This window comes from Streptomyces sp. YS415 (genome assembly GCF_023544665.1).
Classification (GTDB): Bacteria; Actinomycetota; Actinomycetes; order Streptomycetales; family Streptomycetaceae; genus Streptomyces.
This window is the reverse complement of record NZ_JAMJFL010000005.1, coordinates 260,022-283,276: the sequence shown is the minus strand read 5'-3', so window position 1 is coordinate 283,276 and position 23,255 is coordinate 260,022. Positions and strand designations below refer to the sequence as shown.

The following is a 23,255-nucleotide window of genomic DNA, read 5'->3' as shown; positions in this document are numbered from 1 at the left end:
CACGAATCGGGTCAGGTCGTCGTTCACACGGCGCGACCGGGGAACCCTCAGGGACAGGGCCGACAACACGCGGGAAACGGGAAGCGGCCAGAACAGCAGCCAGGACACCACGGGAGTGCCTTGACGGTGGCCACCGCCGAGCCGAAACACGCCGACGACGCCGATCCGGGCCCGGAAGCCGGCCCGCGAATACGCGTACCCGCAGCTTCCCCGCAGGACCGCCAGGAGGACCCTCCCTCCTCGATAATGGCCGCCTTCCTCACCGTGCGTGAGCGCCTGCTGCGGCACCCGGTCCTGTCCGTCACCGCCCTGGCCGGCGTCCTGCACATCGTCTGGTTCTTCACCTTCGCCAACAGCGGCGGCGACCTCGCGGCCCAGGACGCCTGGGCCGAGTTCGTCGGCCGCCACCCTGACTCCGCGTACAACCTCGCCTGGTACGGCGGCATGCACCCGGTGTCCTACAGCGTGGTCTCGCCGTATCTGATGTCGGTGCTCGGCGTCCGTACGACGATGATGATCGCCGGGACCGTGTCCGCCGGGCTGCTCACGCTCGTCCTCATCCGCAGCCGGTCCGTGCGCAATCCGCTGTGGGCGGCGCTGGCCGGGGTGTTCGCGCTGCTGTGCAACGCGGCCTCGGGGCGGGTCACCTTCGGGCTCGGCATGATGTTCGCGCTCGGCGCGGTGGCGGTGGTGTTCTGCTGGCCGTACCGCTGGCGCTACAAGCGCTGGGCGAAGGCGCTGTGCGCGGCCCCGCTGGCCGCCCTCGCGACGATGGCCTCGCCGGTGGCCGGTCTCTTCGTGGGGCTGGTCGCGGTGGCCCTGTTCCTGCAGAAGCGGCGGCCGGGGGCCTGGGCCCTGGGGCTCGCGCCGGCCGCGGTGGTGGCGGTGTCGGCGTGGCTGTTCCCGTTCTCCGGGACGCAGCCGATGAACGTGTTCTCGGTGCTGCTGCCGTTCGTCTCCGCGGTTCTGGCCCTGCTGCTCGTCCCCAAGGAGTGGACGACGGTCCGGCTGACCTCGGCGGTCTACGCGCTGTCGGTGGTCCTGGTGTGGCTGATCAGCTCGCAGATCGGCTCCAACATCACCCGGCTGTCGATGCTGTTCGCGGGGGTCGCGCTGGTGGCGGCGCTGCCGTTCACGGTGCCGCGCTCGCGCAAGTGGTACGCGATCGTCCTGTCGGTCGTCGGGTTCAACGTGTGGATCGGTGTGAAGTCGGTCGTCGACATCGTGCACACCACGCCCGCCGCCTCCTGGGCCCGCGAGCTGGCCCCCCTCGTCAACGAGCTGCAGGAGGTCGGCGCCGAGAAGGGCCGGGTGGAGGTCGTACCGGCCCGCTCGCACCGTGAGGCCTCCGCGCTCGCGCCGTACGTCAACCTCGCCCGTGGCTGGAACCGCCAGGCCGACATGGAGCGCAACCCGCTCTTCTACGACGACACCCTGAACTCGGCCAACTATCTGGAGTGGCTCAAGCGGTGGGCCGTGCACTACGTCGTGCTGCCGAAGGACGAGCCGGACGGGGACGGCGGGGAGCGGGAGCGGCAGCTGGTGCAGCGCGGGATGCCGTATCTGAAGCAGGTGTGGGGCGACGCGAACTGGCAGCTGTTCCGGGTGCTCGACCCGGCGCCGCTGGCCGAGCCGAACACGGTGGTGGAGCGGGCCGAGCAGGGCGAGTGGACGATGCGGGTGAGCAAGCCGGGGCGGGTGCTGATCCGGATCCCGTACTCGCCGTGGCTGAGCATCGTCGACGCCGAGGGCAGGAAGCTCGACCCGCCCGAGGAGACGGATGCCTCCGAGGACCGTCCCGACGGCGAGCCGAAGGCGTACGACAACGTCCACGGCTGCCTGATGGAGACCGAGGAGGACGCGCTCGGGGACAAGTGGACGATGCTGGTGGCCCCGAAGGCGGGCACGTACCGGCTGGCGGCGCCCTACGACGTGCCGCGGGGCACGCCGTGTCCCGACGAACTGAAGTAGCCCGCCCCCGCCCCCGCCCCCGTCCCCTTCAGCGCAGCCGGTCCACGTACCGGTCGGTGCCCGGGACCGTCGGCACGAACGGCGCGAGCAGTTCCAGCGTGCCCAGGCGCGACTCGGCGACCTGGGTGTCGATGCCCGTGAACCACGGCTCCCAGCACTCCCGGGGCTCCGCCTCCAGGAACCACAGCAGCGTCAGCCGGGTGTCCACGCCCTCGACCTGCTTGACGTAGGTCATCCGGTCGCCAGGCAGCGGCGTGGGCCGGAAGACCGTCACCATGGCCGCCGGGGAGCCCGCGAGGCGCCTCGGCAGGTGGCGGGAGCGCAGCCACTCCAGCAGCTCCGCGCGCCGCTCGGGCGACTCGGCGTCGATCACCTCCAGCACCAGGCCCGCGTAGGGGTGGTCCAGCGCGTGCAGGTCGCGGGGGCCCGCGGCCCCGTCCCGGTACACGGTCGCCTCGTGGTCCTGGAAGGCGGTGAAGACGTGGGTGCGGTCCTGGTAGACGCGGGCGTCGCGGTTCAGGCGCTTGTTGATGGCGACGGTCCACTTCATGTGGTCGTCGTAGCGCCCTGCCGTGATCCAGTACGTCGAGAGGTAGCAGCCGGCGGTGACGGGCCGGGCGACGGCCGACTTCTCGGGCACGCGCAGGAGTTGCAGGTCCCGGGTGGCGACCCAGCGGCGGCCCGCGTACATCCAGGGCATGGCCATGGCGCCGGCGTAGTAGTGGTCGTCCTCGTACCAGCGGTTGTAGGCGTACTCGTGGCCCGGGTGCGGTTCGACCAGGGTGATGAGCGCGTGGCCGGGCCGGACTCCGTAGGGTCCTACGGCGGCCAGTTCGGCGTATGTCTCGCTGCGGGTCTCCTCGCCCATGCCCTTCCCCTTCCTCGGCGCCTCGCCCATACTCTGACGCCCCGTCAGATATTGCGCCAGAGCCAGGGAGGCCGCCGATGCCACTGCTCTCCGGAAGGACCGTCGTCGTCTCGGGAGTCGGTCCCGGCCTCGGTCACCAGGTCGCCGCGGCGGTGATGCGCGACGGGGGGAACGCCGTACTCGGAGCGCGGACGGAGGCCAACCTCGCCAAGTGCGCGGCCGGGATCGATCCGGACGCGGCGCACACGGCGTACCGGACGACGGACATCACCGACGAGGCGCAGTGCGAGGCGCTGGCGGCGCTCGCGCGGGAGCGGTTCGGGCGGATCGACGCGGTCGTCCATGTGGCCGCCTGGGACAGCCACTTCGGGGGCCTGGAGGACGCGGACTTCGCCACCTGGCAGGCGGTGCTCGACGTGAACCTGCTCGGTTCCCTGCGGATGACCCGCGCCTGCCTGCCAGCGCTCAAGGAGGAGGGCGGCTCGGTGGTCTTCATCGGGACCCAGTCGGCGGTGGCCGCGCCCTCGCAGGTGCGGCAGGCCGCGTACGCCGCGTCCAAGGGGGCGCTGACCAGCGCGATGTACTCGCTGGCCCGGGAGCTCGGGCCGTACCGGATCCGGGTCAACACCGTGCTGCCGGGGTGGATGTGGGGGCCGCCGGTGCAGGCGTACGTCCGGTTCGCGGCGCAGTCCGAAGGGGTGCCGGAGGCCGCCGTGCTGAAGCGGCTGACGGATCGGATGGCGCTGCCCGAGCTGGCCACGGACGGGGATGTGGCGGACGCGGCGGTGTTCCTGGTGTCGGACCGCGCCCGCGCGATCACCGGACAGTCGTTGCTGGTCAACGCAGGGGAGCTGATGCGATGAGTTCATGTATCTGAATCAGAACCACCATGCCGAATACTTTTACCTCCCTTTGACCTTCCGCCTGCTTGTCGTGTTCACGCGCCAGCGCCCACGATGAGCGCCGGGCTGAACCCTGGGAGGGCGCACATGAACGGTCTCGACTGGGCCGTGCTCATCGGCTACTTCGGCGTGATGGTGGCGATCGGCATCTGGTCGCACAAGCGCGTGGACAACGTGAGCGACTTCTTCACGGCCGGGGGGAAGATGCCGTGGTGGCTCTCCGGCATCTCGCACCATATGTCGGGCTACAGCGCGGTGATGTTCACGGGCTACGCGGGCATCGCCTACACCTACGGAGTCACGTCCTTCGTCACCTGGTCCTTCCCGATCGCCCTGGGCATCGCCATCGGGTCGAAGCTGTTCGCGCCGCGCATCAACCGGCTGCGCTCACGGCTCCACGTGGCCTCTCCGCTGGAGTATCTGAAGAACCGGTACGACCTGAAGACCCAGCAGGCGCTGGCGTGGTCCGGCATGCTGCTGAAGATCGTGGACGTGGGCGCGAAGTGGGCGGCGATCGCCACCCTGCTGTCGGTGTTCACCGGGATATCACTGAACGAGGGAATCCTGATCACGGGTTCCATCACGGCCGTGTACTGCACGATCGGCGGGCTGTGGGCGGACGCGCTGACGGAGTTGGGCCAGTTCGTCATCCAACTCCTGGCCGGTGTCGCGATGTTCGTGGCCGTGGTCATGGAACTGAACGACAAGGGCATCGGCTTCTTCGGCGCCTGGGACGAGCCGGAGCTCCAGGGCCACGGTGAGCCGCTGGTGGGGCCGTACGGCACCGTCTTCCTGCTGGCCTTCCTCTTCATCAAGCTGTTCGAGTACAACGGCGGCATGCTCAACCAGGCGCAGCGGTACATGGCGACGCGCAACGCACGGGAGGCGGAGCGGTCGGCACGGCTGTCCGCGATCCTGTGGCTGGTCTGGCCGCTGGTGCTGTTCTTCCCGATGTGGATGTCGCCGCTGCTGGTGGAGTCGCAGAAGCCGGACGGCTCGGACTCCTACGGCCTGATGACCGAACAGCTCCTGCCGCACGGCCTGCTGGGCCTGGTCATCGTCGGCTTCTTCTCCCACACCATGGCGATGTGCTCCTCCGACGCCAACGCCATCGCGGCGGTGTTCACCCGGGACTGCGCCCCGGTGATCTGGCGCCGGGCGCGCAGCTGGAGCGAGGGGCAGGGCCTGCGGGTGGCCCGGGTCGCGACCGTGGTCTTCCTGGGCCTGTCCATGGCGGCGGCGACCCAGGTCAACTCGCCCACGTTCGGGGACATCATCACGGTGGTCATCAAGTGGGTGGCCGGCCTGATGGGCCCGATGGCGATTCCGATGATGCTCGGCCTGCTGCGGCCGTTCCGCCGCTCCGGGCCGACGGCGGCGCTGACCAGCTGGTCGATGGGTCTGCTGGCGTTCTGGCTGGTGAACTACCCGATCAACTGGAACGTGGAGGGTGGGGTGCCGCTGCAGTACCAGGTGTCCATCCCGCTCGCCGTGTCGCTGGTGCTGTACATCCTGATCGGCTTCATCAAGCCGGAGGACACCCCGGAGCGGATGGCGATCATCGACAAGGTGAACTCGGACGACGACGGGTCGGCCGCCGCGGCGGTCCCGGCTCCGGCCGGCCCTCTGGACGAGGTGGCTCAGCCGCGCGGATAGCGGGCGAGCCAGCCCGGGGACGACCCCGCCGGTCCGTGCAGGGCCGGTCCCTGGGTCATCTCCATGGCGAAGTCGTCGGCCAGTTCCAGGATCGTGGGGCGGCCCTCCAGCTCGGCCAGCCAGGCCGGGGGGAGGGCCGTTTCACCGTGCAGGGCGCCCAGCAGGCCGCCGGTCAGGGCACCGGTCGCGCCGGACGGGCCGTCGTGGTTCACCGCGAGGCACAGGCCGTGCCGGACGTCCTCGCCGACCAGGGCGCAGTACACGGCCACCGCCAGCAACCCGTCCGCCGTCCCCTCCCCCATCAGGTCCTCGACCCTGGCCGGCGTCGGGATCCCCTGCCGTACCGCCCCCAGCGCGTGCTGGAGCGCGTCCGAGACGGGCTGATGGCCGGGGCGGGCCGCCAGCAGCGCCAGCGCCCGCTGCACGGCCCCGTCCAGGCTCTCGCCGCAGGCCAGGGCATGCACGATGACGGCGTACGCGCCCGCCGAGAGGTAACCCACCGGATGGCCGTGCGTCTGCGCCGCGCACTCGATCGCCAGCTGGGCCACCAGTTGGGGCTCCCAGCCGACCAGGAGCCCGAACGGCGCCGACCGCGCCGCCGCCTCCGGCCCCGCCTCACCCAGGTTCTTCGGCGCCTCCAGCGTGCCCATCATCTCGTCGCCGAAGCCGATCAGCAGCGACCGGGAGGGGTCGCGGCGGGCGTACAGCCACTCCTCAAGGGCCAGCCAGCCGTTTTCCTTGCGCCGCTCGTCCGGACCCCAGTCGCGCTGCGTGGCCGCCCACCGCAAGTACGCCCGGTGCAGATCCGTCGGCGGATGCCAGGCCCCGGTGTCCCGGCGGACCTGCGCCCGTATCAGCCCGTCCACCGAGAAGAGCGTGAGCTGGGTGCGGTGCGTGACCGCTCCCCGGCGGCCGTACCCGAGCCCCAGGTCGAGCAGGCCCTCGGTGCCGTACGCCTGCCTGATCTCCGCCAGGCTCATGTCGTCCACGGGCGCGCCCAGCGCATCGCCCACGGCGACGCCGAGCAGGGTGCCGCGCACCCGGCTGCGGAAGTCCTGCTGTTCGGAGCGGCCCCAGACGGCACCGGCTGTCGCACCCACGTTCAGCACTGTAATCGACCAGGAACGGTCGGTTCAGGGGGCGGAATGGTATGCGGAGTGTGCGGTGAGTGGCCGTTATTGAGCCCGAGTGTTCGGTTTCACCCGTACCACGTGACGTTGCAGACGTAGACGCAGTCATGGCGTGGCACGGCAAGAAAGCTGATGAATCCGCGACCCCCGCGGACCAGGCGGCGGTCACAGCCCGGCCTCGGACTCGGCCGCCTCCCGGATCGCGCAGATCTCGGCGACGGCATCGGACGGGTCCTGCTCGCCCGCGTCCACGATGCGCTCAAGTTCGTGCAGTCGCGCGGCACGCGCCGGGTGACGTTCGATCGCGACGAACACGGCCCAGGAATGTACGAAGGCCCGGAGAGGAGCGAGGCTCTGGGCCTGCTGGGCGTTGGTCGTCGCCTCAAAGAGGTGCTGGGTGAGCGCCGGCAGCCTGCTGGGGGCGATCCTCCCGACCGCGCTCCGAAGCGCGTCGGGGGTCAGCTCCGGCATCGGGATCAGCGGTCCGTACGGGCCGTCGCTCTGAGCACTCACGGTGACCTCCGGTGCTGGTGGTTCGCTCCTCGTACCGTACCGGCGGAAACTCCGCCGTGCCGCGGGGACAGCGCAGACCACACGACGCGCCTCCGACATGGTTACGCCACGCTCCGCTCGGTCGACCGGCAGTCGCGGCATCTGCCCGGGTGAGGGGAGCGGAACGCGCGGTCGCAGGCGTCGCAGGTCTGGAGTGGGGCCGCGCGGAGAGGTTCCGGGGCGGTCGGGAGGTGCGGTGGAAGGAGGGCGGTCAGGCGGCTGGCCAGGAAGGCCGCGGGATGGCGGATGGGTTCCTGAGGGAGGCCGGACGTCAGGGTGTGTTGTACGGCCGTGGCGGGCACTCCCCGTTCCAGCCAGGCCTCTACGGCCGGGGCGAGGCGGTGCACGTCCCGTTCGGTCAGCAGCAGGCGGGAGTCCTGGGCGCGTAGGCCGGCGAGGAGGTCGGCGGCGGGCCGCGGTGCCGCCATCGGGCGCGGTTCGGGCGCTGCCGCCGCCCTGAGCGTCGTACGCCGCGGCAAGTTGTACGAGTACGTCCGGGTCACGAATCGGCCCGATTGAAGACGCTCCTTGATGCGTGCCAGGTACCCGTGTTCCTCCAACTCCCGCAGCGCGGCGGCGATCCGGATCTCCCCCTCGGGGAACTTCCCTGTCAGCACCTTGATCCCGATGGGGGCTCCCGCGGGCAGCGACTGGATGTGCACCGCCAGGCCGATCGCCGTCAGGGACAGGTCCGGGTGCTGGGCGAGGTGGTTGCCGACCACGGTGAAGTTGTCGTGGTGGGTTTCGTTCACGTGGGTGACGCCGGTGCGGGAATGGCCGGTCTTGGCGCGCGAGGGCGCGCTAGGCTGCTCGTCAGTCATCGGGAAGTGGCTTCTTCCTTGGTGATCAGGCCCTCGCACTGGGATGCCAGTCCCGGCGAGGGCCGATGCATGTCTGCGGTTGTTGCGGCTGAGGCTGCACCATGAAGTCCCCGCCACGCCAACCGAGTTGGGCATATTCACTCTCGCGGGTGATCGCTGGGGGCGGTGGGGGCTGGTTGGGTTCTTTCCCCGGTTCTTTGGTCTTTGCGTCGGGCACCACCGGGTCGTGGGTTCCCGCGCTCCAGGGTCACGCCGTCGGCAACCGGGTCGTGGATCTGCGGGACCCGGGCAAGTCGAGAACCGCAACAGGTCGGGAGGGGAAGCCGTGGAGGACGAGGAGGCCGAGGCCGTACTCAAGACGGTCGGTCGGCAGATCAAGTTGTGGCGCGAGGCCGCCGGACTGAAGCAGACGGAACTCGGGGACGCGATCGGGTACGGCGGGGACATGGTCTCCGCCGTGGAGCGGGGGACGCGGATCCCGAAGCCCGACTTCCTGGACAGGACGGATGAGGTGACCGGGGCGGGGGGCAAGGTCTCCGCGATGAAGAAGGACGTGGAGGAGGCGCGGTACCCGAAGAACGTGCGGGACTTGGCGAAGCTGGAGGATGACGCCGTCGAGATGGGCGCCTACACCGCCCTTCATATCCACGGTCTGCTCCAGACTCCGGAGTATGCACAGGCGTTGAACGAGGCACGGCTGCCCGCGTACACGGAGGACGAGATCGACCGGCGCGTCACCGCACGCATGGCGCGCAAGGTCGTTTTCGAGCGAGTGCCCCGGCCGTTCCTCACTTTCGTCCAGGAAGAGGCCACGCTCCGGCGGCCGGTCGGGGGCAGGATGGTGCTACGGCAACAGCTCGAACACCTGCTGGAGGTGGGCAGGTTGCGGCATGTGAAGATCCAGGTGATGCCCACAGTCCGGGCGGACCACGCGTACGTGTCCGGTTCGTTCCGCGTACTGAAACTCCGGGACGGCAAAACGCTGGGGTACTTGGCGGCAGAACAGTACGGCCGGGTGATCACTGATCCACGGGAAGCCCAGGTCGTGGAGATGCGTTATGGAATGATCCGGGCGCAGGCCCTCTCCCCACGGGAATCACTGGCCTTCATCGAGAAACTTCTGGGAGAAGAGACATGACCACCCCGGTACTGCCGTGGTTCAAGAGCAGTTACAGCGGCGCCGACGAGCCCGACTGCGTCGAAGTAGCCATATCCCCCACCACCCCCGCCATCCACGTCCGTGACTCCAAGGACCCCGACGGCACCCGCCTCGCCTTCACCGGCGACGCCTGGTCGGCGTTCGTCGACATCTACTCCGCCTGAATCGGGCTGGAGGACACATGCCCCTCACCCCGCTGACGTGGTTCAAGAGCAGCTACAGCAGCAACGACGGCCCGGAATGCGTCGAGGTAGCCATATCCCCCACCACCCCCGCCATCCACGTGCGTGACTCCAAGGACCCCGACGGCACCCGCCTCGCCTTCACCGACCACGCCTGGTCCACGTTCCTCGACGCCTACTCCGCGTAACGCGCCCGCATCGCGTCCCGCGCGGCGACCACCCTGGCCAGCCCGGCCGCAAGCCTGGTCCGGTCGATGCCGTCGCTGTGCAGCAGGATCTCCAGGCACTCGGAGAGGTCCATGAGGTCGGCCCACTCATGCGGTACGGCGAGCGCTCGCTCCAGGCGGGTGTCCAGCTCGGGCCAGTCCTGGAGTCCGGCGCAGATGACCGCCTCGGCGGTGCCGCGGGCCGAGGGGGCGCAGCGCCTCCACAGTGGTCGGGCGGCCGCCACTCCCGTCTCTCCGCTCACAGCCAGGGCGAGGTTCAGCGCGCCGCCGAACTCGTCCAGCGAGCAGAGCCGTTCGGCTTCCTGCCGGGCGCGCGTCCAGTCCCCCGTCCGCAGGTGCACTTCGCAGCGGGTGCAGTCGTCGTCCAGTTCCTCCAGCGCCTCCTCGAACCTGCCGCTCCAGATGTGCAGTCGGGCCGATTGCCGACGGGCCCACGCGGGATCGGAGCCGATCGTCCGGTAGCGATCGAGGTCGGAGCTCGCCTGTTCCAGGCGGCCGACGGCAAGGTTCATGGTGATCCTGTTGGCGAGGGCCCACCCGTCGTCCGGGGCCAGTTCCACCGCATGGTGCGCGTCGGCGAGCGCTGCCTCGAACCTGCCCAGACCGCACTGCGCCTTGGAGCGGTGCACCAGCGCCCAGAGATACTCCGGGAAGAGTTCGATCGCCTTGTCCAGGTCGGCGACGGCGTCCTCGTAGCGGCCGTGCTTGGCGTGCAGGACGCCCCGGCTGGCGTACACGGAGGCGTAGGTGTCGTCCAGGTCGACGGCCCGCTGGTAGTCGGCGAGCGCCTCCCGCTCCCGGCCGGCCGCGCTCAGCGCGTCGCCGCGCTCGCACAGGACCCACGGGGTGTCGGGCGCGAGTGCCAGCGCCCGGTTCAGGTCGGCCAGTTGCAGCTCGCGTTCGTCGCGCGAGCGTCGTACGCGCGCCCGGCGGACGAGGGCCCAGACGAAGTCGGGGGCGAGGGCGAGGGTGTGGTCCAGGTCCGCGAGCGCGAGATCGTTCCGGCCCAGGGCATGGTGGGTGACGCCCCTCGCGGCCCAGGCGGTGCTCAGGGTCCGGTCCAGCTCGACGGCCCGGTCCAGGTCGCGCAGGGCGGCCTCGTGGTCACCGAGGATGCGGTGGTAGTCGCCGCGTACGGCGAGGATTTCGGCGCCTTCGGGGTCCAGTGCGTGTGCTCGGTCCAGGTCCTCGACGGCCGCCGCGTAGTCGCCGAGGTGAGCGCGGGCGCTCCCCCGGCCGAAGTAGGCGGAGGCCAGCTCACCGTCCAGGGCGATCGCCCGGTCGCATTCCTGCACCGCCCGTTCGTACAGGCCGTCCGTCCGCAGGATCCTGCCGCGCGTCGCGTGCGCGACCGCCCGGAGACCGGCATCGAGGTCCGCCCGGTCGATCAGCAGCCCCAGCGCGGCCTCCGTGTTCGCGTCCTCCAGGGCGTCCAGCAGGTCCCGGCCCCAGCGGGCCACCGCCGCGGCCTGGGCGTCCTCCCCCGCCTCGGCCAGCATCTGGCCCCACCGCCGCGCTTCCTCAGGACCCAGCACACAGGCGGGCACCACGTCCTGCAGCACGCCGGGCAACGCCGCCTGCTCCCGCGCGCACAGCCGGTGATACGCCTCCGCCAGCCGCAGTTCCCGCCAGCGCTTGTCCGTCCACGGGTCGCTCAGGCCGCCCTGTCGTTCCTCCCGCCAGTCCGCGAAGGTCCCCGCAAGCCGCTCGTGCCGTTCCGCCCAGCCGCGCGGTGACCGGCGGCGCTCCAGGCGGAGCATCGGGGCCCGTACGACGTCGTGGTACTGCAACCGCTCTCCCCGCTCGCGGACGAACGGCATCTTGCGCAGCCAGTCGTACAGCGCGAGAGCTTCGTCGGGCGGGCAGTCCACGGCGGCACGGAACACATCGGCGTCCAGGAAGCGGGGCAGCGCGCACTCCACCGCCGCCCGCCGCCGTGCGGGATCCGGCTCCCACTTCAGGAAGCGCTCCACGGCGGTCGCGCTCAGGTCTCCCACGTCGTCCGGGTCGGCCGGGCGCGACTCGGCGAGGGTGGACACCAGTACCGGCAGACCGCCGGAGAGCCGCAGCACCTCGGCGACCACCGGCTCGGCCCTGACCTCCCGGTCGGCGAGCAGAGTGCGCGCCTCCGCCTCCGTGAAGGGGCCGAGCGGCAGGTCGGTCATGAAGTCCGCGAAGCCGCCCCAGCGGCCGGTGTCGAAGGGGCGCTGCCCGGAGGTCACCACGACGACATTGGCGGGGAGTTCGCCGTACCGGTCGGTGGTCATCAGGTCGTGCAGCCAGCCGTCGAGGAACGCCCCGGTGCGCTCGTAGGTGTCGAGGAAGAGGACCAGCCAGGGTGCCGCGGAGGTGATGTCCGCCAGCTCGTCCAGGAACGTGGGCGTGAGGACCCGCTCCGGGGCGAGCACCAGCTGCAGGTCCTCCTGGTTGCGGAAGCGTGCGCTCAGGCGGGCCTTCAGACGTGCCGCGCCCTCCGCCAGCCGGTCGGAGTCGACGGCGCCCATGAAGGGTCCGGCCACCGGGACCGCCAGGCCGAACCCGGCCAAGCCGAGCCGGACCGCGGTCGAGGCCAGCGGGGAGGGGCCTTCCGGGGCGGGTTCCAGGGCGGCGACCTCGGCCTCCGCCTCGTGGCGCCGCTCACGATGGGCGGTGAGCGCCTCTTCCAGTTTCTTCAACCGGTGTCCCTGGGCGGCCAGTTGCCGGCAGATCGCCGACAGGGCTTCCGGCACGCTGCCGACGCCCTCGTCCACGTACGCCGTCAGCGCCCCGCGCTCCCGCGCCAGCTGCTCCAGCTCACGGACCAGGAAGGTCTTCCCGACCCCGGCGTTGCCGTGCACATGGAACAGGAACCGGTGCCGTTCGTCCTCGGGGGGCAGGTCCAGGTTCTCCCGGAACGCGGCCCGTTCGCCGACGCGGCCCACGAACCCGGCTCGTCTGCGCCGCTCCATCAGTTTCTGCATCGACGGCCGCGTTGGCCTCATCCCGCCTCACCCTCGAATCGGCCTCAACTCAAGTTTTGCAGAAGGGCGTTCTGGATCACAGCGCCTCATCCGGGGGAAGATGGCCGTCATGGCATCGACACCCCCGCGCACAGCTCTCCACCTCACCGCCACCCTGCTCACCGCGAGCGTCGCGCTCTACATGGCGCTGGTCGCCTTCGGGAACATCACGGACTTCGGGACGAATCAGCAGTTCGTCCGGCATGTCCTCGCGATGGACACCACGTTCAAGGACGACGACCTGATGTGGCGGGCCATCACCAGCAAGGGACTTCAGGACACCGCGTACGTCGCGATCATCGTCTGGGAGACCCTTGCCGCGCTCGCCCTCATCTACGGCACCTGGCTCTGGTTCCGCCGCGGCGACCGCGATGCCCGGCGCTGGTCGACGTACGGCCTGCTCATGGTCATGCTGCTGTTCGGCGCCGGGTTCATCGCGATCGGCGGCGAGTGGTTCGCGATGTGGCAGTCCGGCGACTGGAACGGCCTGGACGCGGCGACGCGCGTCTTCGTGTTCAGCGGAATCGTCCTGCTCGTCAACCACCTGCCCGGCCCCACCGAGCCCTAGTACCGGCCCCCGGTTCCCTATTCGACGACCGTCACGGTCGTCCCCGCCGTCGCGAACGCCCACAGCGCCGAGCCGTCCCCCGTCTTCATCCGGACCCCGCCCGTCTGGGCGCCGGCCTCGGGCGGGGGCGGTGAGGAGCCGTCCACGGCGTTGGAGAAGGCGACGTTCACCCCGGACTTCGCGGCGAAGTACACCACGTGCTCGATCTCCACGCCGTCCGAGCCCGTCGTCGCCTCGGTGCGGGTGCCGACCTGGTAGCTGCCCGGGTCGGGGGCGACCGTGCCGGGCCACACCGTGAAGGTGCGGCGGGTGGCCTCGCTCGCGTCCACCAGCCACACCCGCTTCTGGCCGAGCGAGTACACGATCCGGCGGCCGGTGCCCGAACCGTCCGGCACCCGGGTCGGCCGCGCGGACTCGGTCGCCTTCGGCGTGGCCGTGGCCGTCGCCGTGGCGGAGGCGCCCGGCGGGCCGGCCGTGGGCTTCGCGCCCTTGTCCGCCTGTACGGCGAGGGCGACGACCACGGCTGTCGCCCCTACCGTCAGAGAGGTCACCCAGACCTTCGGGGCAGGCACGGCACGGATCTCCTCAGCTCACCGACAGGGTCGGATCATCGTACTGCCAGCCGTGCGGCGCCCAGCCCTCAGTCCAGCACCGGCAGCAGTTCGGGCAGGTGCCCGTCCGAGGCCGACGCCGCCCGCTGCCGTTCCTCCGGGACCTCCCCGTAGAGGGTGGTGCGGGGCCTGGCCGGGCGTCCGGCCGCCTCGGCCACCGCGATCAGGTCCTTGACCGACTTGTAGGAGCCGTAGGAGGAGCCCGCCATCCGGGAGATCGTCTCCTCCATCAGCGTGCCGCCCAGGTCGTTGGCGCCCGAGCGCAGCATCTCCGCCGCGCCCACCGAGCCGAGCTTCACCCAGCTGGTCTGGATGTTGGGGATCCAGGGGTGCAGCAGAAGCCGGGCCATCGCCGTCACCGCCCGGTTGTCGCGGACGGTCGGGCCGGGCCGCGCGATACCGGCCAGGTAGACGGGTGCGTTGGTGTGGATGAACGGCAGCGTCACGAACTCGGTGAAGCCGCCGGTCCGCTGCTGGATGCCGGCCAGGGTCCGCAGGTGCCCCAGCCAGTGGCGCGGCTGGTCGACGTGGCCGTACATCATCGTCGACGAGGACCTGATGCCCAGCTCGTGCGCCGTGGTGATCACCTCGATCCAGGTGGCCGTGGGCAGCTTGCCCTTGGTGAGGATCCAGCGGACCTCGTCGTCGAGGATCTCCGCGGCCGTGCCGGGGATCGAGTCCAGGCCGGCCTCCTTCGCCGCGGTGAGCCATTCGCGGATCGACAGGCCGGTGCGGCTCGCGCCGTTCACCACCTCCATCGGGGAGAAGGCGTGCACATGCATGCCGGGGACGCGGGACTTCACCGCCCGCGCGATGTCGAAGTAGGCGGTCCCCGGCAGGTCCGGGTGGATGCCGCCCTGCATGCAGACCTCCACCGCACCCACCTCCCAGGCCTGCTGGGCCCGGTCGGCGACCTGGTCGAGGGAGAGCGTGTAGGCGTCGGCGTCCGTCCTGCGCTGCGCGAACGCGCAGAACCGGCAGCCGGTGTAGCAGACGTTGGTAAAGTTGATGTTCCGCGTGACGATGTACGTCACGTCGTCGCCGACGGCCGCCTTGCGGACGTCGTCGGCGATCCTGCACAGCGCGTCCAGCGCCGGGCCGTCCGCGTGCAGCAGCGCCAGCGCCTCCTCGTCGGTCAGCTTCACCGGGTCGTCCGCCGCCGTCGCCAGGGCGGCCCGGACGTCGGTGTCGATGCGCTGCGGCACCATCCCGGGGGCGGCGGCCTCGCGCAGGGCTCCCCAGTCGCCGTACACCTCGTCGAAGTCGTCGCGGCGGTCGGACGTACGGCCCTCGGTGTCGATCGTGGCGTGCAGATCCGTACGGCCCGACGCCTCGAACGCCTCGTCCGGCTCCTGCCAGGGGTGCCCCTCGACGACGGCGTCCGGGCGGGCGAGCCCGGTGCCCGGGTCCGCCAGCGCCGCCACGTGGGGGCGCAGCCGCGGGTCCAGCCAGGGCTCGCCGCGCCGCACGAACTCCGGGTACACGCACAGCCGTTCGCGCAGCTCGAACCCGGCCGTGCGGGACCGCTCGGCCAGTTCCTCGATCTGCGGCCACGGGCGCTCGGGGTTCACATGGTCGATGGTCAGCGGGGAGACGCCGCCCCAGTCGTCGATGCCGGCGCCGATCAGCCGCTCGTACTCGGAGTCGACCAGGTTGGGCGGGGCCTGGAGGCAGGCGCTCGGGCCCATGAGGTGCCGGGCGACGGCCACCGTCGCGACCAGTTCGTCGAGTTCGGCGTCCGGCATGCCCCGCATCGCCGTGTCCGGCTTGGCGCGGAAGTTCTGGATGATCAGTTCCTGGATGCCGTGGTAGGCGCGGGAGATCTTCCTGAGCGCGAAGAGGGACTCGGCGCGCTCCTCGTACGTCTCGCCGATCCCGATCAGGATTCCGGAGGTGAACGGGACGGACGAACGGCCCGCGTCCTCCAGCACCCGCAGCCGGACCGCGGGTTCCTTGTCCGGGGAGCCGTGGTGCGGGCCGCCGGGCTCGGACCAGAGCCGGGTCGCCGTGGTCTCCAGCATCATGCCCATGGAGGGCGCGACGGGCTTCAGGCGCTGGAAGTCGGTCCAGCTCATGACGCCCGGGTTGAGGTGGGGCAGCAGGCCCGTCTCCTCCAGGATGCGGACGGAGATGGCGCGGACGTAGGCGATGGTGTCGTCGTAGCCGTGCGCGTCCAGCCACTCCCGGGCCTCGGGCCAGCGGTCCTCGGGCTTGTCGCCGAGGGTGATCAGGGCTTCCTTGCAGCCGAGCGCGGCGCCCTTGCGGGCTATGTCGAGGACCTCGTCCGGGGACATGAACATCCCGTGCCCGGCCCGGCGCAGCTTGCCGGGCACGGTGACGAAGGTGCAGTAGTGGCACTTGTCCCGGCACAGCCGGGTCAGCGGGATGAAGACGCTCTTCGAGTAGGTGATCACGCCGGGACGGCCCGCCGCCTCGAGCCCCGCGTCCCGCACCCGGGCCGCGGACGCGGTGAGGTCGTCGAGGGCCTCGCCGCGGGCCTGGAGGAGGACGGCCGCCTCACCGACGTCGAGGGCGACGCCGTCCCGGGCCCGTTTCAGGGCGCGGCGCAGGGAGTTCTCGGTCGGGCCGGTTCCGGAGGTCGCCGCAGTCGTCATCCTTCGAGCATACGGTCGCCTTGATCGACGCTCGCGGGTCAGTCGAGAAAGCCCGCGAGCCCGTCCAGCGCCCGCAGCACCTCGCTCTCCCCCGCCGGCGGCAGTTGCGCCACGACCTCCTCGATGCCCAGGTCCGCGTAGTGCGCGAGCTTGCCCGGGCTCGGGTGGATCGCGTAGGGCACGACCTGGAGCGCCGCGGGGTCGCGGCCCGCGTCGGCCCACGCGCCGCGCAGCACCGGCAGCGACTGGGACAGTCCGCGTCCGCCGATGGGCATCCAGCCGTCGGCGTACTCGCAGATGTGCGTGAAGAGCTTGGGCCCGGCGGCGCCGCCGACGAGCGTGTGCGGGCCGACGACCGGGCCGCGCCGCTTCCGCACCGGCTTGGGGTGGGCGAAGGAGGCCCGCACGCTTGCGAACTCCCCTTCGTAGGCGGTGGGTTCCTCCGACCACAGAGCGCGCATCAACGCCATCCGGTCGCGGACGAGTTCCCTCCGGGTGCGCCACTCGACGCCGTGGTCGGCGGCCTCCTCCACGTTCCAGCCGAAGCCGACGCCGAGGGTGAGACGTCCCGCGGAGAGATGGTCGACGGTCGCGATCTGCTTGGCCAGGGCGACCGGGTCGTGCTGGGCGACCAGCGTGATGCCGGTGCCCAGGCCGAGCCGCTCGGTCACGGCGGCGGCCTGGCCGAGCGCGACGAAGGGGTCGAGGGTGCGGCCGTACTCGGGCGGCAGCTCGCCGCCAGCCGGGTAGGGGGTGGTCCGCTCGACGGGGATGTGGGTGTGCTCGGGCAGGTACAGCCCGGCGAAGCCACGCTGTTCCAGCTCGCGGGCGAGCCGGGTCGGGGTGATCGTCTCGTCGGTGAGGAAGATCGTGACGGAGAGGCGCATGTCCCATCTGTACCGGGGGTGCCCCGAGAAGTCGATGCGCGTTCACGCCCCCGGGGAAGACTGCGGGCATGTGCGACGACGACGCAAGGCTCGGCAGACGCGCCCTGTTCGTGAGCGGTGCCGCGGCGGCGCTCACGGTGGGGAGCGTGACCTTCGCGAGAGGAGCGGACGACATGCAGCACACCGAGACCCGGACGGTCCGCGGGACCCTGCCCCCCGGCTCGCCCGACTTCGTGTACGTCCCCGTCGAAGTCCCGGGCGGGGTCCGGGAGATCAGGGTCTCCTACACCTACGACCGACCGGCCGTCCCCGCCGGCACCCCCGGCAACGCCCTCGACATCGGCCTCTTCGACGAACACGGCACCGCGCTGGGCGGCGAGGGCTTCCGCGGCTGGTCCGGCGGCGCCCGCACCGAGTTCTTCGTCCGCGCCGACGACGCGACCCCCGGGTATCTCCCCGGCCCGGTGAACGAGGGCACCTGGCACATCGCCCTCGGCCCCTACACCGTCGCCCCCCAGGGCCTGGCCTACGAGCTCACCATCACCCTCTCCTACGGCGAGCGGGGCGCCGTCGCCGAGCCGGTGTACCCGCCCGAGCGGGCCAGGGGGCGCGGCCGGGACTGGTACCGCGGCGACTGCCATCTGCACTCCTGGTACTCCGACGGCCGCCGCACCCCCGCCGAGATCGCCGGGCTCGCCCGGACCGCGGGCCTGGACTTCATCAACAGCTCCGAGCACAACACGCACTCCGCGCACGCCCACTGGGCCGATGCCGCCGGTGACGACCTGCTGGTGCTGCTGGGCGAGGAGGTCACCACCCGCAACGGGCACGTCCTGGCGCTCGGCACGGATCCCGGCACCTTCGTCGACTGGCGCTACCGGGCCCGCGACAACCGCTTCGGCAGGTTCGCCCGCCGGATACGCAAGGCGGGCGGCCTGGTGGTCCCCGCCCATCCGCACGCCACCTGCATCGGCTGCAACTGGAAGTTCGGCTTCGGCGAGGCGGACGCGGTCGAGGTGTGGAACGGCCCGTACACCCCCGACGACGAGGTGGCGCTGGCCGACTGGGACGGGATGCTGGTGGCGTCCGTGCGGGAAGGGCGGGACTGGATCCCGGCCATGGGCAACAGCGACGCCCACCGGGACCCGGACCCCGTGGGCTCGCCGCAGACGGTGGTGCTCGCCGACGAGCTGAGCCGGGAGGCGATCCTGGCGGGGATCCGCGCGGGGCGGTCCTATGTCGCCGAGTCCCGGCGCGTGTCCCTGTCCTTCACGGCGGCCGGCGGGCGGGGGCGGCACGCGGGGATCGGTGAGCGGCTGCGGGTGGACCGGGACACTCCGGTCACGGTGCGGCTGGGGGTCACGGGGGCGCCCCGGTGCCACGTCCGCTTCGTCACGGACCAGGGGGTGCTGTTCACCAGCGAGCCGCTGCCGGTGACGGGGGCCGGGACGGTGGAGTGGCGGACGACGCCCGCGTACGCGGCCTATGTGCGGGCGGAGGTGCGGCACGAGGCGGTCCTGGCGCCGTTGCCGGGGGCGCTGGCGGCGTTCACCAATCCCGTGTTCCTGGGGCGCGACTAGAGCTCGATGTCCACCACGACGGCCGCGTGGTCCGAGGGCCAGACTCCGTCCACCGGCCGGTCGCCGGCCCGGCGCGCCCTCCGCACGGACCCCGGTCCGCCCAGATGCACGTAGTCGATCCGCGCCCCCTGCCGCGGCGCGCCCTGGATGTAGGGGAGTTCGGGGTCCCAGGCCCAGGTCGCGGCCGGGGCCGTCGGGTCGGCCCACGTCCAGGCGTCGCGGAAGTCGCCGCGCAGGAGGCTCAGTTCGGGGGCGTCCGGCTCGGCGTTGAAGTCACCGGTGACGATCACGGTGCCCTCCCGGCGGGCGAACTCGGCCAGGGCCGCCGCCTGTTCGCCTCGTACGGCCCCGGCGGTCGGCACGGACGTCAGGTGCGCGGTGACGAAGGACACCGGGCCCGTGCGCGCATACAGGCCGAGCCGCCCGTCGTCGAGCTCGGGCGGCACGGGCAGCCGCAGGACCTCCGTCTCCTCGGCCGGCCAGCGGCTCAGCACGGCGGTGCCGATGTCCACCGACGGGTCGCCGATCCGCCCCCGCCAGCGCTCGGGGGCCGGGGAGGCCGCCCAGGTCCAGTACAGGCCCAGCTCGTCCGCCAGCCACTCCGCGAGGTTCTCCCCGTCGGCGGCCCACACCTCCTGCAGACCCACGACATCGGGCCGCAGGTCGCGCAGCACGGAGCGGATCGCCTTCTGCCGTTCCTGCCACGGCCCGAACCGCCACCACAGGTTCCAGGTCACCACGCGCACGGCCACCCACCCCTCGGTCATGGCACCGTCAAGGGCACCATTAAAGGGGGCGCGGCTGAACCGTGGGTCAACGGACTCGCGAAGCACAGGTGAACGCGCCCGCACACCGCCGTACCGGCCGATGACAGGAGTCCCGCCCATCATGTCCCGCAGCATCGAGCGCCAGTACCGGGCCGCCAGGATGGTTCAGCGCCGGCTCAACGCCGTCGTGCGCCGCCTGCCGCACCACACCCTGCTGGAGACCACGGGCCGCACCTCGGGCCTGCCGCGCCGCACTCCGGTCGGCGGACGCCGGATCGGTGACTCCTTCTGGCTGGTCTCGGAGTTCGGCGACCGGTCGCAGTACGTGCGCAACATCCTCGCCGACCCGAAGGTACGGGTCCGCATCCGCGGCCGCTGGCACGAGGGCACGGCCCATCTGCTGCCGGAGGACGACCCGGTGGCCCGGCTGCGGACCCTGCCCCGCGTCAACAGCGCGGCGGTACGCCTGATCGGCGCGCGCCTGCTGACCGTGCGGGTGGACCTGGCGGACTGAGCTACCCGGGCCAGACGATCGACTGCACCTCGCTGTAGGCGTGCAGGGCGTACGACCCGACGTCCCGGCCGACACCGCTCCTCTTGAACCCGCCGAAGGGTGCCTCCATGTTCCGGCCGACCGTGTTGACGCCCACGCCTCCGGCCCTGAGCCGCCGGGCGACCCGGAAGGCCCTCGCCACGTCGCCCGACCAGACGTAGTCGATCAGCCCGTAGTCGGAGTCGTTGGCGAGGGCGATCCCCTCGTCCTCCTCGTCGAAGGGGATCACCGCGACCACGGGACCGAAGATCTCCTCGCGGGCGACGGTCATGTCGTTGGAGCAGTCCGCGAGAAGCGTCGGGCCGACGTAGAACCCCCGCTCCAGCAGCGGCCGTTCACCGCCGGTCACGACGACCGCGCCTTCCTTGCGCCCGGTCTCGACATACGCCTCCACCCGCTCCCGGTGCGCCGCCGAGATCACCGGTCCGACCACCGTGTCCGGTTCCCTGGGGTCACCCACCTTCAACCGCCGCGCGTAGGCGGCCAGTTGCTCGACCAGCCGGTCGTACACCCCCCGCTGCGCCAGCACCCGGGTCGGTGCCGTGCAGATCTGCCCGCTGTAGAAGGAGAACGTCGTCCCGATCCCCGCGACCGCCGAGCCGAGGTCCGCGTCGTCGAAGACGACCGCCGCGCCCTTCCCGCCGAGCTCCATCAGCTGGCGCTTCATCCCCCGCCCGCACACCTCGGCGATCCGGCGCCCGACGGCCGTGGAGCCGGTGAAGCTCACCATGTCGACGTCCTCGGAGGCGACGACCGCCTCCCCCACCTCCACCGAGGCCCCGGAGACCACGTTGACCACCCCCGGCGGCACCCCGGCCGCCTCCAGCACCTCCGCCATCCGGTACACGGACAGGGGGTCCTGCGGGGCGGGCTTCACCACCACGGTGTTGCCCATCGCCAGCGCGGGGGCGATCTTGCCCGCCGCGTTGGCCCACGGGTTGTTGTACGAGGAGATGCAGGCGACGACCCCGACGGGCTGCCGTACCGCCAGCGCGCCCATCACCCCGGCCCTCCCCATCGGCCCGGCCTCGTTGATCTGCGGCGGCAGGGCCCACTCGGCGGGCTCCACGCGCGCGTACCGCTGGAAGCGGGCGGCGGCCACCCCGACCTGCATCCCGCGCGCGGTGGCGGTCGTGGCGCCGGTCTCGGCCTGCGCCAGTTCGGCGTACGGCACCAGCCGGTCCCGGATCAGCCGCGCGGCCCGCCCGAGGATCGCGGCCCGCTCCTCGGGTGCCGTCCGCGACCAGGGCCCGAAGGCCTCGCGGGCCGCGGCACAGGCCGCGCGGGCCTGCTCCGGCGAGGCCTCGGGAGCCGGACCGACGCTCCCCTCGGTCGCCGGGTCGACGACGTCGTAGAAACCGCCCTCGGGTTCCGCCCACGACCCGCCGAGGAACAGCCGGGGCCTCACCGGGTGCTCACCGTCCGGGTGTCCCGCCCGGAGCGCAGCACCTTCCCCGGCACCGCGCCGGTCACCACGTCGTCCCGGATCGCCGCGACCCCGTTGACCCACACGGCGCGCACCCCGAGGGCCTTGGAGTCCAGGCGCGGGCTGTCACCCGGCAGGTCGTGCACCAGGGTGGCCGTACCGGCGCCGATCCGTTCCGGGTCGAAGAGCACCAGATCCGCATGGAACCCCTCCTGCACCCGCCCCCGCTCCCGCAGCCCGAAGAGCCGGGCCGGGTCGCCGGTCAGCATCCGCACGGCCTGCTCCAGGCCGACCAGCTTCCGTCCGCGCAGGCAGTCGCCGAGGAACCGCGTCGTGTACGGCGCCCCGCACATCCGGTCCAGATGCGCCCCCGCGTCCGAGCCGCCGAGCAGGACGTCCTCGTGCTGCCAGGTCTGGGCCCGCAGCGCCCAGGAGTCGGGGTCGTTGTCCGGCGGCATGGGCCACAGCACGGTCCGCAGCTCGTCGTCGGCGCAGATCTCGACCAGGCAGGCGAACGGGTCCTGCCCCCGCTCGGCCGCGATGTCCCGCACCACCCGGCCGGTGAGCCCGCGGTTCGCCTCGCTGTAGGTGTCGCCGATGACGTACCGCCCGAAGTCCGCGAGCCGCCGGAAGACGCCGGCCTCCTTGGAGGCGGCACGCTCCAGCATGTCGGCCCGGACACCGGGATCCCGGAGCCTGGCGATCCGCTCGGGGACGGGCAGCCCGAGGACCGGCCCCCACCCGGGGATCAGGTTCAGGGCGCAGAAGGTGCCCAGGGACATGTTCATCGGGGTCAGGATCGGCATGGTCAGCGCGACGACCCGGCCGCCTGCCTTGCGGGCCCGCTCGCTCGCGAGGAGCTGCCGGGGCACCCGCTCGGGCACGGCGGCGTCGATGGTCAGCACGTTCCAGTTCAGGGGCCGCCCGGCCGCCGCGCTCATCTCGGCGAACAGCTCGATCTCGGCGTCGCTGAACTGGTCGAGGCAGCCGGCGACGATCGCCTCGATCTGCGTCCCCTCGTGCTCCCCGACCGCCTTGGACAGCGCGAGCAGTTCCGCGGGCCGCGCATGCCGGGAGGCGACCGGCTGCCCGTCCCCGTCGGAGTGCGTGGACGACTGGGTGGTGGAGAACCCCCAGGCCCCGGCGTCCATGGCGTCGTGCAGCAGCCGCAGCATGGCGTCGAGCTGCTCCCGGTCCGGCTGCCCCCCGACGGCCTCCTCCCCCATCACGTACCGGCGCAGCGCGCAGTGCCCCACCATGAACCCGGCGTTCACGGCGATCCGCCCCTCCAGGGCGTCCAGGTACTCCCCGAAGGAGTGCCAGCTCCAGGGCGCCCCCTCCTCCAGCGCGACCAGCGACATCCCCTCGACCTTGGACATCATGCGCCGCGTGTAGTCGGCATCCCCGGGGCGCTCGGGATGCAGCGGCGCGAGCGTGAACCCGCAGTTCCCGGCGGCGACGGTGGTCACCCCGTGATTGAGGGAGGGCGTGGCGTACGGGTCCCAGAAGAGCTGGGCGTCGTAGTGGGTGTGGGGATCCACGAACCCGGGGGCGAGCACGAGCCCTGCGGCGTCCTCGCGGCTGCGGGCATCTTCGGTGACACCGGGGGCGATGACGGCGATGCGCCCGTCCCTGATGCCGACGTCGGCGGTGTAGGCGGGGGCGCCGGTGCCATCAACAACGGACGCCCCGTGAATGACGTGATCGAGCATGGGGTTCACCTCCTGGACTAGGGGTGCCGTGTCTTCCCTAGGGGCGCGGGGAACTGCGCGACAAGCCCC

At 71.8% G+C, this 23,255-nt stretch carries 20 protein-coding genes; 9 read left to right on the top strand and 11 right to left on the bottom strand.

Features of this window, described 5'->3' with window-relative positions; translation table 11 throughout:
• Nucleotides 1-126 precede the first annotated feature (126 nt).
• Nucleotides 127-1,971: an MFS transporter gene (locus M8H82_RS09275; protein ID WP_250072055.1), complete on the top strand. Its 1,845-nt coding sequence runs from the start codon at nt 127-129 to the stop codon at nt 1,969-1,971.
• A 28-nt stretch (nt 1,972-1,999) separates the two neighbouring features.
• Here the strand turns inward: M8H82_RS09275 and M8H82_RS09270 are convergent, their stop codons facing one another.
• On the bottom strand, nt 2,000-2,839 hold the full coding sequence (locus M8H82_RS09270; RefSeq protein WP_250072018.1) for a hypothetical protein: 840 nt from the start codon (nt 2,837-2,839) through the stop codon (nt 2,000-2,002).
• A gap of 77 nt (nt 2,840-2,916) precedes the next feature.
• Here M8H82_RS09270 and M8H82_RS09265 point away from each other — a divergent pair, with 77 nt between their 5' ends.
• A complete protein-coding gene (locus M8H82_RS09265; RefSeq protein WP_250072017.1) occupies nt 2,917-3,702 on the top strand; it encodes an SDR family oxidoreductase in 786 nt (261 codons plus the stop codon).
• Between the two features lie 126 nt (nt 3,703-3,828).
• Nucleotides 3,829-5,397, top strand: a complete 1,569-nt coding sequence (locus M8H82_RS09260; protein ID WP_250072016.1) for a sodium:solute symporter family protein — start codon at nt 3,829-3,831, stop codon at nt 5,395-5,397.
• Here M8H82_RS09260 and M8H82_RS09255 read toward each other — a convergent pair.
• The 3 genes from M8H82_RS09255 to M8H82_RS09245 form a co-directional block, all read right to left on the bottom strand.
• On the bottom strand, nt 5,382-6,497 hold the full coding sequence (locus M8H82_RS09255; protein WP_250072015.1) for an ADP-ribosylglycohydrolase family protein: 1,116 nt from the start codon (nt 6,495-6,497) through the stop codon (nt 5,382-5,384). The two genes, M8H82_RS09260 and M8H82_RS09255, sit on opposite strands and share 16 nt — an antisense overlap.
• A gap of 195 nt (nt 6,498-6,692) precedes the next feature.
• Entirely contained in the window at nt 6,693-7,040 is a 348-nt protein-coding gene (locus M8H82_RS09250) for a DUF6247 family protein (protein WP_250072014.1), read from the bottom strand.
• A 101-nt stretch (nt 7,041-7,141) separates the two neighbouring features.
• Nucleotides 7,142-7,900: a helix-turn-helix domain-containing protein gene (locus M8H82_RS09245; protein WP_250072013.1), complete on the bottom strand. Its 759-nt coding sequence runs from the start codon at nt 7,898-7,900 to the stop codon at nt 7,142-7,144.
• A gap of 325 nt (nt 7,901-8,225) precedes the next feature.
• Between M8H82_RS09245 and M8H82_RS09240 the strand changes: the two genes are divergently transcribed.
• From M8H82_RS09240 to M8H82_RS09230, 3 genes are read left to right on the top strand one after another with little or no spacing between them, the layout of a single operon-like run.
• The gene (locus M8H82_RS09240) at nt 8,226-9,038 is read left to right on the top strand and encodes a helix-turn-helix transcriptional regulator (protein WP_250072012.1); all 813 of its coding nucleotides are present in this window, start codon (nt 8,226-8,228) and stop codon (nt 9,036-9,038) included.
• Nucleotides 9,035-9,223, top strand: a complete 189-nt coding sequence (locus M8H82_RS09235) for a DUF397 domain-containing protein (RefSeq protein ID WP_250072011.1) — start codon at nt 9,035-9,037, stop codon at nt 9,221-9,223. Before M8H82_RS09240 ends, M8H82_RS09235 begins: the two co-directional genes overlap by 4 nt.
• Before the next feature lie 17 nt (nt 9,224-9,240).
• Nucleotides 9,241-9,429 carry a DUF397 domain-containing protein gene (locus tag M8H82_RS09230; protein ID WP_250072010.1) on the top strand — a complete coding sequence of 63 codons (189 nt, stop codon included), beginning with the start codon at nt 9,241-9,243 and terminating at the stop codon, nt 9,427-9,429.
• Here M8H82_RS09230 and M8H82_RS09225 read toward each other — a convergent pair.
• Nucleotides 9,417-12,449 carry a tetratricopeptide repeat protein gene (locus M8H82_RS09225; RefSeq protein WP_250072009.1) on the bottom strand — a complete coding sequence of 1,011 codons (3,033 nt, stop codon included), beginning with the start codon at nt 12,447-12,449 and terminating at the stop codon, nt 9,417-9,419. The two genes, M8H82_RS09230 and M8H82_RS09225, sit on opposite strands and share 13 nt — an antisense overlap.
• A gap of 88 nt (nt 12,450-12,537) precedes the next feature.
• Between M8H82_RS09225 and M8H82_RS09220 the strand changes: the two genes are divergently transcribed.
• Nucleotides 12,538-13,035 carry a DUF2165 domain-containing protein gene (locus M8H82_RS09220; RefSeq protein ID WP_250072008.1) on the top strand — a complete coding sequence of 166 codons (498 nt, stop codon included), beginning with the start codon at nt 12,538-12,540 and terminating at the stop codon, nt 13,033-13,035.
• A 17-nt stretch (nt 13,036-13,052) separates the two neighbouring features.
• Here M8H82_RS09220 and M8H82_RS09215 read toward each other — a convergent pair whose 3' ends face one another.
• The 3 genes from M8H82_RS09215 to M8H82_RS09205 are packed head-to-tail and all read right to left on the bottom strand — an operon-like array spanning nt 13,053 to nt 17,148.
• Nucleotides 13,053-13,616, bottom strand: a complete 564-nt coding sequence (locus tag M8H82_RS09215) for a hypothetical protein (RefSeq protein ID WP_250072054.1) — start codon at nt 13,614-13,616, stop codon at nt 13,053-13,055.
• Nucleotides 13,617-13,675: 59 nt separating this feature from the next.
• Complete coding sequence (locus tag M8H82_RS09210) at nt 13,676-16,261, bottom strand: bifunctional FO biosynthesis protein CofGH (RefSeq protein ID WP_250072007.1); 2,586 nt, start codon at nt 16,259-16,261, stop codon at nt 13,676-13,678.
• 38 nt (nt 16,262-16,299) lie between these two features.
• Nucleotides 16,300-17,148 carry an LLM class F420-dependent oxidoreductase gene (locus M8H82_RS09205; protein WP_250072006.1) on the bottom strand — a complete coding sequence of 283 codons (849 nt, stop codon included), beginning with the start codon at nt 17,146-17,148 and terminating at the stop codon, nt 16,300-16,302.
• 68 nt (nt 17,149-17,216) lie between these two features.
• Here M8H82_RS09205 and M8H82_RS09200 point away from each other — a divergent pair, with 68 nt between their 5' ends.
• Entirely contained in the window at nt 17,217-18,728 is a 1,512-nt protein-coding gene (locus tag M8H82_RS09200; protein ID WP_250072005.1) for a CehA/McbA family metallohydrolase, read from the top strand.
• Here the strand turns inward: M8H82_RS09200 and M8H82_RS09195 are convergent.
• Nucleotides 18,725-19,495 carry an endonuclease/exonuclease/phosphatase family protein gene (locus M8H82_RS09195; protein WP_250072004.1) on the bottom strand — a complete coding sequence of 257 codons (771 nt, stop codon included), beginning with the start codon at nt 19,493-19,495 and terminating at the stop codon, nt 18,725-18,727. The genes M8H82_RS09200 and M8H82_RS09195 overlap by 4 nt on opposite strands.
• 121 nt (nt 19,496-19,616) lie before the next feature.
• Here M8H82_RS09195 and M8H82_RS09190 point away from each other — a divergent pair, with 121 nt between their 5' ends.
• Nucleotides 19,617-20,009, top strand: a complete 393-nt coding sequence (locus M8H82_RS09190) for a nitroreductase/quinone reductase family protein (RefSeq protein WP_250072003.1) — start codon at nt 19,617-19,619, stop codon at nt 20,007-20,009.
• A 1-nt stretch (nt 20,010) separates the two neighbouring features.
• On the opposite strand, the gene M8H82_RS09185 is transcribed toward M8H82_RS09190, so the two are convergent.
• Together M8H82_RS09185 and M8H82_RS09180 are read right to left on the bottom strand one after the other, a co-directional pair.
• Nucleotides 20,011-21,456, bottom strand: a complete 1,446-nt coding sequence (locus M8H82_RS09185) for an aldehyde dehydrogenase family protein (RefSeq protein ID WP_250072002.1) — start codon at nt 21,454-21,456, stop codon at nt 20,011-20,013.
• Nucleotides 21,453-23,186: an amidohydrolase family protein gene (locus M8H82_RS09180; RefSeq protein ID WP_250072001.1), complete on the bottom strand. Its 1,734-nt coding sequence runs from the start codon at nt 23,184-23,186 to the stop codon at nt 21,453-21,455. Before M8H82_RS09180 ends, M8H82_RS09185 begins: the two co-directional genes overlap by 4 nt.
• Between the last annotated feature and the right edge of the window lie 69 nt (nt 23,187-23,255).

What these genes read in the sequence shown, in the direction of transcription:
- M8H82_RS09270 (WP_250072018.1), bottom strand. Translation starts at nt 2,839, where the DNA reads ATGGGCGAGGAGACCCGCAGCGAGACATACGCCGAACTGGCCGCCGTA.
- M8H82_RS09265 (WP_250072017.1), top strand. Translation starts at nt 2,917, where the DNA reads ATGCCACTGCTCTCCGGAAGGACCGTCGTCGTCTCGGGAGTCGGTCCC.
- M8H82_RS09260 (WP_250072016.1), top strand. Translation starts at nt 3,829, where the DNA reads ATGAACGGTCTCGACTGGGCCGTGCTCATCGGCTACTTCGGCGTGATG.
- M8H82_RS09245 (WP_250072013.1), bottom strand. Translation starts at nt 7,900, where the DNA reads ATGACTGACGAGCAGCCTAGCGCGCCCTCGCGCGCCAAGACCGGCCAT.
- M8H82_RS09235 (WP_250072011.1), top strand. Translation starts at nt 9,035, where the DNA reads ATGACCACCCCGGTACTGCCGTGGTTCAAGAGCAGTTACAGCGGCGCC.
- M8H82_RS09230 (WP_250072010.1), top strand. Translation starts at nt 9,241, where the DNA reads ATGCCCCTCACCCCGCTGACGTGGTTCAAGAGCAGCTACAGCAGCAAC.
- M8H82_RS09225 (WP_250072009.1), bottom strand. Translation starts at nt 12,449, where the DNA reads ATGAGGCCAACGCGGCCGTCGATGCAGAAACTGATGGAGCGGCGCAGA.
- M8H82_RS09220 (WP_250072008.1), top strand. Translation starts at nt 12,538, where the DNA reads ATGGCATCGACACCCCCGCGCACAGCTCTCCACCTCACCGCCACCCTG.
- M8H82_RS09210 (WP_250072007.1), bottom strand. Translation starts at nt 16,261, where the DNA reads ATGACGACTGCGGCGACCTCCGGAACCGGCCCGACCGAGAACTCCCTG.
- M8H82_RS09205 (WP_250072006.1), bottom strand. Translation starts at nt 17,148, where the DNA reads ATGCGCCTCTCCGTCACGATCTTCCTCACCGACGAGACGATCACCCCG.
- M8H82_RS09200 (WP_250072005.1), top strand. Translation starts at nt 17,217, where the DNA reads ATGTGCGACGACGACGCAAGGCTCGGCAGACGCGCCCTGTTCGTGAGC.
- M8H82_RS09195 (WP_250072004.1), bottom strand. Translation starts at nt 19,495, where the DNA reads ATGACCGAGGGGTGGGTGGCCGTGCGCGTGGTGACCTGGAACCTGTGG.
- M8H82_RS09190 (WP_250072003.1), top strand. Translation starts at nt 19,617, where the DNA reads ATGTCCCGCAGCATCGAGCGCCAGTACCGGGCCGCCAGGATGGTTCAG.
- M8H82_RS09180 (WP_250072001.1), bottom strand. Translation starts at nt 23,186, where the DNA reads ATGCTCGATCACGTCATTCACGGGGCGTCCGTTGTTGATGGCACCGGC.